General features: G+C 37.9%; 11 protein-coding genes and 1 pseudogene. All 12 read right to left on the reverse strand.

Annotated features, from left to right (window positions below; genetic code table 11):
• Window positions 1–39: 39 nt before the first annotated feature.
• A complete protein-coding gene (locus PVV69_RS00680) occupies window positions 40–1,362 on the reverse strand; it encodes a S41 family peptidase (RefSeq protein WP_273756068.1) in 1,323 nt (440 codons plus the stop codon).
• Window positions 1,352–2,636 (reverse strand): annotated as a pseudogene (locus PVV69_RS00685) (murein hydrolase activator EnvC family protein). Before PVV69_RS00685 ends, PVV69_RS00680 begins: the two are co-directional and overlap by 11 nt.
• A gap of 96 nt (window positions 2,637–2,732) precedes the next feature.
• The gene (gene rlmH / locus PVV69_RS00690) at window positions 2,733–3,215 is read right to left on the reverse strand and encodes a 23S rRNA (pseudouridine(1915)-N(3))-methyltransferase RlmH (protein ID WP_273719967.1); all 483 of its coding nucleotides are present in this window, start codon (window positions 3,213–3,215) and stop codon (window positions 2,733–2,735) included.
• A gap of 1 nt (window position 3,216) precedes the next feature.
• The gene (rsfS, locus tag PVV69_RS00695) at window positions 3,217–3,660 is read right to left on the reverse strand and encodes a ribosome silencing factor (RefSeq protein WP_273756070.1); all 444 of its coding nucleotides are present in this window, start codon (window positions 3,658–3,660) and stop codon (window positions 3,217–3,219) included.
• A 346-nt stretch (window positions 3,661–4,006) separates the two neighbouring features.
• Window positions 4,007–4,600: a nicotinate-nucleotide adenylyltransferase gene (locus tag PVV69_RS00700; RefSeq protein WP_273756077.1), complete on the reverse strand. Its 594-nt coding sequence runs from the start codon at window positions 4,598–4,600 to the stop codon at window positions 4,007–4,009.
• Window positions 4,601–4,629: 29 nt separating this feature from the next.
• Window positions 4,630–5,886, reverse strand: coding sequence for a glutamate-5-semialdehyde dehydrogenase (locus PVV69_RS00705; RefSeq protein ID WP_273756071.1), 1,257 nt, complete (start codon window positions 5,884–5,886; stop codon window positions 4,630–4,632).
• A 48-nt stretch (window positions 5,887–5,934) separates the two neighbouring features.
• Window positions 5,935–7,074, reverse strand: a complete 1,140-nt coding sequence (gene proB, locus PVV69_RS00710) for a glutamate 5-kinase (protein WP_273756078.1) — start codon at window positions 7,072–7,074, stop codon at window positions 5,935–5,937.
• Between the two features lie 5 nt (window positions 7,075–7,079).
• A complete protein-coding gene (gene obgE, locus PVV69_RS00715; RefSeq protein WP_273756072.1) occupies window positions 7,080–8,102 on the reverse strand; it encodes a GTPase ObgE in 1,023 nt (340 codons plus the stop codon).
• Window positions 8,103–8,280: 178 nt separating this feature from the next.
• Window positions 8,281–9,003: an RlmE family RNA methyltransferase gene (locus PVV69_RS00720; RefSeq protein WP_273719955.1), complete on the reverse strand. Its 723-nt coding sequence runs from the start codon at window positions 9,001–9,003 to the stop codon at window positions 8,281–8,283.
• A 35-nt stretch (window positions 9,004–9,038) separates the two neighbouring features.
• Entirely contained in the window at window positions 9,039–10,349 is a 1,311-nt protein-coding gene (locus PVV69_RS00725) for a Ppx/GppA phosphatase family protein (protein WP_273756073.1), read from the reverse strand.
• 801 nt (window positions 10,350–11,150) lie between these two features.
• A complete protein-coding gene (locus tag PVV69_RS00730; protein WP_273719951.1) occupies window positions 11,151–11,759 on the reverse strand; it encodes an invasion associated locus B family protein in 609 nt (202 codons plus the stop codon).
• The coding region (locus PVV69_RS00735) for a YadA-like family protein (RefSeq protein ID WP_273719949.1) at window positions 11,756–12,069 on the reverse strand (314 nt) is incomplete at its 5' end. The genes PVV69_RS00730 and PVV69_RS00735, both read right to left, overlap by 4 nt.

Here is a 12,069-nt window from a genome sequence, read left to right on the forward strand (position 1 = left end):
TCAATTACCTCCCAAATGCATAAACTGTACACACCTTTTCTACTTTAAAACATCCTTATTGGAATCTGGTGGAAATGCTGCATTTGCCATTTCACCTCGTAACAGCTTATAAGCCTCATGTAATTGAACATCATCTTTGGGATCTTGTGGAACAAACGCAGCTGAGCCAGAACCTTTATTATTTTCTCGTTTTCCTTTGATATGCCCTTGTAATGCAGATTCACCAACCTTTACGTCATAACCTTTATATTTTTCAGGAAGTGGTTGCTCTACAATAATATCAGGTGTAATCCCTGTGCCTTGAATTGAGGTGCCGGACGGAGTGTAATAAAGTGCTGTTGTTAAGCGTAAAGCACCATTTTCACCCAAGGGGATAATTGTTTGGACAGATCCCTTACCAAAAGATTGTGTTCCTAAAATTGTTGCACGACGATGATCTTGCAATGCACCTGCAACAATTTCAGAAGCACTTGCCGAACCACCATTAATAAGTACAATGAGAGGCTTTCCATTGATGATATCTCCTGGTTTAGCATCAAATCTTGTCACATCACTCTTTTTACGCCCACGGGTCGATACAATCTCACCTTTATTGAGAAAAGCACTCGAAACATTTACTGCTTGGTCTAAAAGACCACCGGGATTAAGCCGTAAATCAAGAACATACCCCTTTAATTTATCTTGAGGAATTTTAGATTGGATATCTTTAATTGCAGCCTGAAGATTACCAAAAGTTTGCTCAGAAAACTGAATAATCCTTACATAACCAATATCGTTCTCAACACGATATTTTACCGCTTTCACTTTGATGATATCACGAACAACTTTAATTTCGAGTGGCTTATCAACACCAGAACGAATAATTGTCAACATAATTGGTGTGCCAGGCGCACCCCGCATCTTATTAACAGCTTCATTCAATGTATAACCATTAGTTTGTACACCATCAATTTTTGAAATGAGATCTCCTGCTAAAATCCCTGCTTTTGAAGCAGGTGTATCATCCATTGGAGAAACAACTTTAATTAAATTTTTCTCCATGGTAACTTCAATACCAAGACCTCCAAATTCTCCTTTCGTAGAATCCCGCATTTCTTTGGCTTCTTGCGCATTCATATAAGATGAATGGGGGTCAAGTGATGTGAGCATCCCATTGACAGCATTTTCAATAAGTTTTTTATCATTTGGAACCGTAACGTACTGCATACGTACTCGTTCGAAAATATCGCCAAATAGAGCCAGCTCTTTATATACATCATTATATACATCATTTTCATTATTCGCAGCAACAGACTGCACCATAATCATTGAACTGGCGCCGAGCAATACCCCAGCGACCAAAAGAATAACTTTACGAATCATTTTGGTTCCTTCTCGTTTTTTTCAGTCCGCCACCAAGGAGTTGGATTTACAGGCTTCCCCTGCTTTCTAAACTCAATGTAAAGCATTGGAACAGTTTTGCCTATATCCAATGCAACACTGTTCGCAATAAATTGCATTCCCATTGTGCCAAGAGGTTCACCTGCAAGAACAAACTGCCCCTGAGTGACATTAATTCTCGACATTCCAGTCAGAACAATATGATAACCATTCCCAACATTGAGAATAATTAACTGTCCGTAAGAACGAAATGGTCCAGCAAAAGCAACAAGAGCATCAGCAGGAGATATAACAACTGCAGCTTCTTCTGTTTCAACCATTTCACCAAAGCGTGTAATCTGCGAACTTTTGTGTACATGCCGAACTTTTGTTCCTACAACAGGAAAAAGCAAAGAGCCTTTTCGGCTTTCAAAATTGTTTTGCTCTAACAATTGTAAATTTTTCCGTACCTGTATGGATGTATCAAAACTCAGTTTTGATTGACGGTCAAGTTCTACAATCAATTCTTCCAAAGACTGCGCTTTTTTAGCTAGAACAATACTGTTTTGTTGCTGTTGTGTAAGTTCCTCTTCTGACTTTTTTTGTAATTTGGCTTTTTCTTCTAACAAAAGCTTTAAACGTTTTCTCTGCTCTGCTTGATTTTGCATTTTGGTTTTTAAGGCTGCATATTCCGCAGCAATTGAATTACTCAAAGTGGTCAATTCCTTGAGACTCTCTGTCAAGTCCCTTGTTTTCTCTTGCATCTGAGGTACGACAGCCCCTAATAAAATAGAACTCCGTACAGAAGCTAACGCATCCTCAGGTTGCACCATAAGAGCAGGAGGAGGCTTTAACCCCATACGTTCTAAGATAGCGAGAACTTCTGCAAATTCAGCACGACGATTTTTTAAACTTTGATGAATTTGTGCCCGCTTTTCTATCATCTTTTTTAACTTTTTTTCCCTTTCAGCAATATCATTTGCTATCGCACGTTCTAATTTAGCAGTTTTTATGAGTGCATCCCTTAAAGCATGTTGATCTTTCTTTAAATGCTCAACTTGACGTGTAAGAAAAGTAACACGTTCACGCGAGATGGAAATATTTTGGCGAATTTCTACCAACTCTTTATGTGCTGTCTCTACACTTCTTATGCTATCCTCAGCATGTAAGATAGAACAGCAAAAAAACATACTCAAGAACAGTACGACAAATATCACACATTCCTCATATAAACATCGCATTTTTCTATGAAGAAGCTTCTTCATTTGCCCAACCATTAAGCATCATCGCATAAACTAGCGATGCTTTAAATGATGTCCGCTAAAACAATATTAATAAATACATAAATAAGTGCTAAAAATCGCATAAAAATTTTAAGCCCTATGATAAGGATGATTAGTTGCAATCGTTACAGCACGATAAAGCTGTTCTGTAAGGAGTATACGGGCAATTTGATGTGGCCATGTCATAAAACCAAAAGACAACAGAAAATCAGCACGACTTCTTATCTGTTCATTATGTCCATCAGGACCTCCTAAAGCAATTACGAGATCACGGATGCCTTCATCACGATAAAATCCCAGTTTTTCAGCAAAAGCAGATGATGAAATTGACTTTCCACGCTCATCCAATACAATTAACCGACACTTTTCAGGGAGGAACTCGATAAGCTTTCTTCCTTCTTCTTCCATACGCTGGTATGCTGTTTGAGCACGACTTTCTGATATTTCTTGTAGTTTTTTTAAATGAAATCCTACTGCTCCACAACTTTTAGAAAAACGATCCAAATAATGATCAACTAATTTATGTTCTGCTCCCTTTTTCATACGCCCAACAGCAAAAATAGAAATTTGCATGTTAATGATCTCCAACGAGAACCGATTTTGTATTGTTGAAATCTGGAGTAAGCCACATTTTTTCTAGATTGTAAAAGAGACGAATTTCCGGACGAAAAAGATGAACAATAATATCACCTGTATCAATCAATACCCAATCACCTCCGGCCAGCCCTTCTACATTTGCAAAGCCGCATTTTTTGTCTTTCCAAGTACGTAACAAATGATCAGCAACAGCAGAGACATGACGCTTTGAATTTGCTGAAGCTATAACTATGTAATCAGCTAAAGACGACTTCCCCTGAATATCAATGGAGACAATATCTTCTGCTTTTGTATCCTCTAAACTCTTGAGAATAATTTTGAGACCATCTCTCACAGAAAAGACTTTTTTTTCTGCGCGTGATGCAATACCGTGAAAGTGTTTTTCTATTAGGTTTTCCAGACCAATATCCTTTCTTATCATTTAAAGTATAAAAGGAACTTCTTCTTAAAAAAAGAAGTGAGAATCCCCCATACTCCTCCTTGTCCTTTAGAACAAAGATCTTCACTCCTCCACCAATCTATCATAAGATTGGTTCAGATTTGCTCTCCCTCTTAAGCTCCTTGATGGCTTCACTTTATAAGCTTATTATAAGCTTAACTAAACAAGCCCTACCTTGAATGTCCCATTTAATTTCACTCTTTTACACTTAATTGATGCAAAATAAAATTGAAATTATACATAGGCATCACTGTATTTTTACATGCATCAATAGAATTTATATCACTATCCTGAAGAGCAGTATTTTATGACATTTAAAATAAAATGTTCAAGAAAAATTGTTCTTCTTTAAACGAAGATTCGTTGAAGACTCAAAAGACAAAGGCCCATGCAAATAACTCCAAACTGGTGGTTTCATAAAAGGTAATCGTCTACTTTCTCTCTCATCTAAACGAAAAGAACGATAAATATGTGCCACAGGAGAAGAGAGTGCTGACATATGCACAAAAGGACGATCAATAACCGCAAGAGGAAGCATAGAGATGATATCATGCCATCGATACCAATGATGAATCGTGGCAAAACTATCTGCACCTATAATCCATACAAAACGGACACCTCGATAATGCGTCAGAATATGAGAAATCGTATCCACGGATACTTTACTGCCTATCGTCTGCTCAAAACCGGTTACACGAATCTTTGGATGATCAACCAATTGAACGCAGAGCTGCATTCTCTCTTCTAAAGAGAGTAAGTGTGTACGATCTTTTAAGGGATTTTGTGGTGTTACCATCCACCATAATTGATCAAGATGCAACCGCCGAATTGCAATTTTTGCAACAAGAAGATGTCCCTCATGGGGTGGATTAAAAGACCCCCCAAAAAGCCCCACAACATTGGACCTTTCAACATGGGGCATACGATCTTTCCACGGGAAAAAAAGCTGTTTCAAGATCTAACCTGTCCATTTCCCCTAATATGGTACTGAAATGATGTGAGTTGTTCAACACCTATAGGACCACGCGCATGCATTTTTCCCGTGGCAATACCAATTTCCGCCCCAAAACCAAACTCACCTCCATCAGCAAATTGGGTAGATGCGTTATGAAGCAAAATAGCTGAATCTAAATGATTAAAAAATTTTTCCACCATTTCTTTATCCTCAGCAATAATCGATTCCGTATGTCCTGATGAATAACGCTTGATATGAGCAATGGCTCCCTCAATACCTTCAACTGTTTTGACAGAAAGAATGGCATCAAGATATTCGTATGACCAATCTTCTTCACAGGCTAATTTGAAACTTGGCATAAGAGAAAGAATATCTTCTGTTGCGCGAATTTCACACCCTTTCTCCTGCAAATCTGTGAGAACAGGAAGAAACTTTTTTAATGCTTTACGGTCAATAAGAACTGTTTCAACAGCGCCACATATACCTGTTCGCCGCAACTTTGCATTTAAAACAATCTTGCGCGCCATCTCTAAATCTGCTGATTGATCAATATAAATATGACAAAGCCCCTCTAAATGTGCAAAAGTTGGAACACGTGCATCAGACTGAACGCGTGCAACGAGGTTTTTTCCACCACGAGGCACAATTACATCAATCATACCATCAAGCCCTTTGAGCATTTCTCCAACGGCATCACGATCTCTCGTTCCAACCATTTGAATGGCATCTTTAGGAAAACCAGCTTCCTCTAATCCTCTCACCAACGCACAATGAAGTGCATGGGCAGAATAAAAACTATCCGAACCACCACGTAAAATTGCAGCATTTCCTGCCTTTAAACACAAAGCGCTTGCATCAATTGTAACATTTGGTCGACTTTCGTAAATAATGCCAATCACACCAAGAGGTGTCCGGACACGGCTAATATGAAGCCCATTGGGACGTATCCATTCACTCATCACTTGTCCAATAGGATCAGGCAAATGAACAATTTGGTGGACACTTTCTATAATTGCACGCAAACGCGACTCATCTAATTTAAGTCTATCAACCATTGCTGCCTTCAAATTATTTTGAGCAGCATTTTCTAAATCCTGACAATTTGCCTGTAAAATTTCAGCGGATTGAGCTTCTAAACTTAAAGCTATCATTTCTAACGCTTTGTTTTTTTGTTCAGAAGACATAACAGCCAATGCCGCAGCAGCATGGCGCGCTTTTCGCCCCATGTCCTTCATTTGTTCTTTTAAAGCCATCGTATTATCCACTTTGTTAAAACATAAAGAAGATAAAAGATAACTTTTTTAAGCAGAATCGGTCAAGCAGCGTAAAACCATATCATTGCGATGTACCATAGCAGAGCGTGCCTCATAACCTAAGATAAATTCAATTTCTTCACTTTTACGCCCCATAATGCGGACAACTTCATCTTTGCCATAATTCACAAGTCCACGAGCAATCTCAACTCTGTTTGCATCAATAATCGCAACCGTATCCCCACGATTAAATTCTCCCTCAACCCCAACAATTCCTGCAGCTAATAATGATTTGCCAGATTCAAGAGCCTTAACTGCTCCCTGATCAATCATTAAAATACCAGATGGATCTAAATGACCAGAAATCCATGTTTTCCAAGCATTGACCGGTTTTTCACTGGCAGCAAAAAAACTGCTACGTTCTCCCCTATCAAGAGCCGCAAGAGGATTCATACGCTTGCCTGAAGCAATTACCATTGCCGTTCCAGCAGAATTGGCTATTTTCCCGGCATCAAGTTTAGTCTTCATTCCTCCACGAGAAAACTCTGACGCAGCAACATCCGCCATTTTTTCGATATCACTGGTAATTGAAGCAATAAAAGGAATAAATTCAGCTGTTGGATCACGATGGGGGGACTTGGTATAAAGTCCATCAATATCTGATAAAAGTATCAAAAGATCCGAGCCCATCATTGTTGCCACACGTGCTGCTAAACGATCATTATCACCATAGCGAATTTCACTTGTTGCTACAGTATCATTTTCATTAATAACAGGCACCGCTCCAAAACGCAAAAGCACATTAATCGTAGCACGAGCATTGAGATAACGTCGCCGTTCTTCTGTATCAAATAGAGTGAGTAAAATTTGTCCCGTTTTTAATCCATACCGCGCAAGCGCATCACCATAGGTTTTTGCTAATTCAATTTGCCCTAAAGCAGCACATGCCTGACTCTCTTCTAATTTTAAAGTTCCGTTGGGAAGCTGTAGTAATGTCCTTCCTAAAGCAATGGCTCCTGAAGAAACCAGTAAAATCTCCACGCCTTTTTTACGCAATTTGGCAACATCACTTATCAAACTGTTGAGCCATTCAGCCCGCAAACCTGTCTGAGGATCAACCAAAAGCGCAGAACCAACTTTGATCACAATGCGTTTATAATGCACAAGCTTTTGCAAACCAACTGCCATCCTCATCAATCCTGCTTTTCTCCACCATCATCCTCTTCACGTGCCATTTCAATAACACGTGCAACAGCACGGAGTACATTTTCTAAACCTTCATGACTAACCGAAGAAAACATCAAAACAGATTTACCCGTTACGCTCTGCAAAACCTCTTGTTTGGCTTTACTCTCTTCAACAGTAAGGGTATCTATCTGACTTAAAGCTATAATTTCAGTCTTATCACTCAAATTATTTCCATAAGCCTCTAACTCATTACGTACAATCTGATAGGCTTTCGCCACATCTTCCTCTTGAGCAGAAATCAAATGAAGTAAAACACGACAACGTTCTACATGCCCTAAAAAACGGTCCCCAATCCCTACACCCTCATGAGCTCCTTCGATAAGGCCAGGAATATCAGCCAAAACAAATTCACGGGCATCAATACGTGCCACACCAAGATGTGGATGCAGAGTTGTAAAAGGATAATCTGCAATTTTTGGCTTTGCTGCCGTCACAGAAGCTAAAAAAGTTGATTTGCCAGCATTAGGCAAACCAATAAGCCCCCCATCAGCAATTAACTTCAAACGAAGCCACAATGTGCGCTCTTCTCCAGCCAATCCAGGATTTGCACGGCGTGGTGCTCGATTCGTAGATGTCGTAAAATGCAGATTTCCAAAACCACCATTCCCGCCTTTTGCAAGACGATAACGTTGTCCTACTTGTGTTAAATCACAGATTAAAGTTTTATTATCCTCTTCAAAAATTTGTGTCCCGACTGGTACTTTAAGAATGATATCATCACCCTTTTCACCCGTCATATTACGCCCCTTACCATGCCCCCCTGTTTTTGCTCTAAAATGCTGTTGGTAGCGATAATCAATCAGTGTGTTAAGCCCATCAACAACCAGTGCCCACACATCACCACCACGCCCCCCATTGCCTCCATCAGGACCACCAAATTCAATAAATTTTTCACGACGAAATGATACTGCCCCTGCCCCTCCATTGCCAGAACGAATATAGACTTTAGCTTGGTCAAGAAATTTCATTAGAAACGCTCACTGAGAAATCAATCCCTTTACCTTTATAAGCAATGCATCGATTTTACCAGTCTTCATTATTGACTAAAAAACATTTTATAACATCACCAACACTACCGAAAACCGTTTAACAACATCCTTATGTTATAAATATGTAAGTAAACTTAAATATTCTGAAAAAAAGAAACTAATCTTCTTCTCTTCCTTTAAATCCAAGTGCTAAAAGGTAGAGTTCCACGGATTCTGATCGGCTTGCAGGTGGTTTAACATGATGAACTGTTTTAAAATTCTGTTTCAATGTTGTGAGAAGGGTGTTTTCGGCTCCCCCTTGAAAAGCCTTTGCTAAAAAATGCCCTCCAGGCTTAAGAACTGAAAGGGCAAAATCAGCAGCAACCTCACATAAATAAATTGTTCTTAAATGGTCCGTCTGACGATGACCTGTTGTTGGTGCAGCCATATCAGAAAGCACTACATCCGGCTTTGTTCCTAAAGCACTTATTAATTTCTGTGGTGTATCTGCGTGCAAAAAATCCATTTCCAACATCACAACCCCAGGTAATGGCTCAACAGGCAAATAATCAATGCCAACTACACTAGGTTTTTGATCACTTGACCCTACGATACCCTTTGCCACCTGACACCATCCGCCTGGTGCCGCTCCTAAATCAATAATCTTTTGACCTTTTTTGAGAAACTTATAGCGTTCATTTATTTCAATTAACTTATAAGCTGCACGCGAACGATAACCATCCACTTTCGACTGATGAACATAAGGATCATTCAGATGTCTCTCTAACCATCTTCTTGATGATGCTTTAATGGTCCCTGCTTTCTTCTTTACACGCTGATATAGTTCATGTGATCCTGAACCACCATATCCACCAGTCGGTGTCTTTATCGTTTTTTTCATTGTTATTTATTATCTCCATGACTCTAATAACTGCCTTAGCGTTTGAACCTTTTTCCCTTCCTATGACGACGCCATACACCGTCGCGTAACATTAACTCTATCAAAATTCCTTCTCTCAATCCACGATCAGCAACTCTTAATCGTTGACTTGGCCAAACTTCTCTAATAACGTCTAGAATTGCACAACCAGCTAAAATTAAATCTGCTCTACCTCGTCCAATACAAGGATTAGTCATGCGTTTTTTCATATCCCATGATAATAAACGTTGTATCATAAGAGTAATGTCTGCATCGCTCATCCAAATGCCATCAATTTGCTTCCGGTCATAACGCTCTAAATTAAGATGCATCCCTGCTAAAGTCGTAATCGTTCCAGAAGTTCCCAAAAGATGAAACTTTGAACCTTTAGCTAAAGCACCTAATTTATGACGTTCTGAAAAATTATTTAAAAAACTCCGTACATAACTTTTCATCTTTTCAAAATTATCTAAACTAACATTATTTCCTCCAAAGCGCTCAGCAAGCGTAACAACACCAACAGGAAGTGAAGTCCACGCAATAATCTGTTCCGTTAAACGTAAAGAATGCTTTTTGGAAATATTAAGGAGCACGATTTCTGATGACCCTCCTCCAATATCAAAAAGCACAATCGCATCAGTATTTGGCTCAACAAGCGTACCACATCCCGAAACAGCAAAACGTGCTTCTGTTTCTCTATCAACAATTTCCAATTCAAGACCAGTTTCATCCAAAACACGTTGAATAAAATATTTACCATTTTTCGCCGAACGACATGCTTCCGTTGCAACCAAGCGATAACGCTTAATACGTTTTTGTTTTAACTTAAAATGACAAATCTTTAATGCTTCAATTGTGCGATCCATCGCTTGTGTATTCAGAAAACCATTATTCACTAATCCTTCTCCCAATCGTACAATACGTGAAAAAGCATCAACAACGCGGAAATACCCGGGCTTGCTAGGAGAGGCAATAAGAAGTCGGCAATTATTCGTTCCTAAATCAAGTGCCGCATAAAGAGGTGGAGATTGTAATTGAGAAAACCGAGAAAGAAATGGAGATTTGATGCATTTTGTTTTTTTAACACCTACAATTTCTTGACCATGCAATTCAAAAACTTTATTTGATTGAATAAATACCCGTTTCTGTTTATTGTGTTTTTTTCGCTGTTGTTTCTCTATATCAACGGAAATAGAATCCCTCTCTCTCTGTAATAATGTAGAACAGTTATTTTTATTACACCCACGCTTATCAGATAATTGATTTGCTTTCGTATCATACACTCTTGCTCGCTTTGACACTTTTGAACTATAATTTAATGGAGGCATTTTTCCTATCCTTTAAGCGTTTTCCCCCAATAAATAAACGCGAGCACTCTGCTGATCATTCATAAAGCTAAAGTAACAATGTGGTATTAAATGACAAATATCAAGAAAACATTACCTATTTTTTTATCATTAAGATTTCTACGCTAGCACCATTTAGATTTTGAAATATTTTTTTGCTATTTACACAAATGCGTATTTATTTTTATGAATCTGAAACTATAAATGAAGTATTTATATTCGCTTTTACAACCTTTTAATATTTCTTTGCCTCATTCACATGAAATGCATATTTATTTTAGAGAGATAAATTTATAATTTTTCTTTGTACTCATGAGATCACAATATTAGCGTTGTAATTACATTTTGTAAAATGACTCATCTCTTATACCATCACACAAAATGACTATATCATTTCAATTAGAAATTATTGATGTCAAATAATGTCATTATAAAATTCATAAAGAACTTTTGCAGAAATAAAATAAACTATTTCTTTCGTATTCGAGGTAATCGTACTCTGTTTATTTACAACTGGCTATCTTAATGATTTTTTTAATTTTCATGACTAACGCCACTAACTTTATCAACCTTAGTAGAAAAACTTTAACTTAATTTTTCTATTACATATACTATCTGATTGTAACTATACATTTTTAAAATGCATTTCTTTGAATTCACTTCAATATCATATCGTGTAGAACTTTTTACTCATTACTCTTCATTTAGATCTGAATTTGCAGCTACATCTGAAATACAATGCAATAATTTATGAAAAATCTTTGTTAAAATACTTGATATAAGCTATCGTTGTAGAGAATTAAGTGCCGCACTTAATCCTTGAAATGGTACAATAAAAGAAAATACCTTTCCTTCTTTAACTTTATAGGAAATACGCACTTTTTTGTTTTGCTCTATTTGTTTACTAAGAACTGGTCCTACAGACGATTGTGCTAAACAGACTGTTTCATTACATTGCGTATACTGAATAAGGATAGGCTTTTTAACTCCCTCAATAAACATTCGGATAGGAACATTTGTATCAGCATTTGGCAATGTTCGCAAAAGCATTACTGCTTGCCCATTTTTTGTAGAAACAAGAGACCAACTGAAAATAGTATTATCCTCTTGATCATGAACCGTCTGTGTCACATTACATATGCCTCGCTTGAGTTTCTGTTTTTCATCTTGTTTTTCATCGCAAATCAACGTCCAATGAAAAAACTGCATAATGATACGGCGTGTTTCACCAGGTTCTCCCTTAGGAATAGATAAATGTGGTGGTTGCACTGTATAAATATTATTATTCTCGTTGGCAAAACTTTCGTTCTTGCCTAATAAGGCAAGAACGAACAAAACCTTCACAAAAATATTTTGTTTTTTTATCATAATATTCGTTTTTTTCATTATCATCTCAGCCTCAGAGTAATTCCTGCGCCTACACCCCAGTGACCTCCAGCACTCGTGACAGATACATTAGAACGAATATTTCCATCTTCAGATGTATAACCAGCACCGATAGCGAATGCCGATTGACTGCGCCATACACCCGTACCAAATGAAACACTTAAAGATCCTGGTATGTCATAATAACGCAAATTCGATACAGCTAAACCAATAGCCGCCGCTTGTCTGGCTTCTTTGCGAACATCCTCAACTGCATAATTTAATGTTTCAAACTTCATATCTGTATAGGCTTTGGACTCATTAACACCATTGCTTA

It is taken from the genome of Bartonella sp. MM73XJBT (assembly GCF_028618465.1).
Classification (GTDB): domain Bacteria; phylum Pseudomonadota; class Alphaproteobacteria; order Rhizobiales; family Rhizobiaceae; genus Bartonella.

Coding starts and splice junctions, on each gene's coding strand:
- rlmH (WP_273719967.1), bottom strand. CDS start 3,215: ATGCAAATTTCTATTTTTGCTGTTGGGCGTATGAAAAAGGGAGCAGAA.
- PVV69_RS00730 (WP_273719951.1), bottom strand. CDS start 11,759: ATGATAATGAAAAAAACGAATATTATGATAAAAAAACAAAATATTTTT.
- PVV69_RS00700 (WP_273756077.1), bottom strand. CDS start 4,600: ATGCCCCATGTTGAAAGGTCCAATGTTGTGGGGCTTTTTGGGGGGTCT.
- PVV69_RS00680 (WP_273756068.1), bottom strand. CDS start 1,362: ATGATTCGTAAAGTTATTCTTTTGGTCGCTGGGGTATTGCTCGGCGCC.
- PVV69_RS00720 (WP_273719955.1), bottom strand. CDS start 9,003: ATGAAAAAAACGATAAAGACACCGACTGGTGGATATGGTGGTTCAGGA.
- rsfS (WP_273756070.1), bottom strand. CDS start 3,660: ATGATAAGAAAGGATATTGGTCTGGAAAACCTAATAGAAAAACACTTT.
- obgE (WP_273756072.1), bottom strand. CDS start 8,102: ATGAAATTTCTTGACCAAGCTAAAGTCTATATTCGTTCTGGCAATGGA.
- proB (WP_273756078.1), bottom strand. CDS start 7,074: ATGGCAGTTGGTTTGCAAAAGCTTGTGCATTATAAACGCATTGTGATC.
- PVV69_RS00725 (WP_273756073.1), bottom strand. CDS start 10,349: ATGCCTCCATTAAATTATAGTTCAAAAGTGTCAAAGCGAGCAAGAGTG.
- PVV69_RS00705 (WP_273756071.1), bottom strand. CDS start 5,886: ATGGCTTTAAAAGAACAAATGAAGGACATGGGGCGAAAAGCGCGCCAT.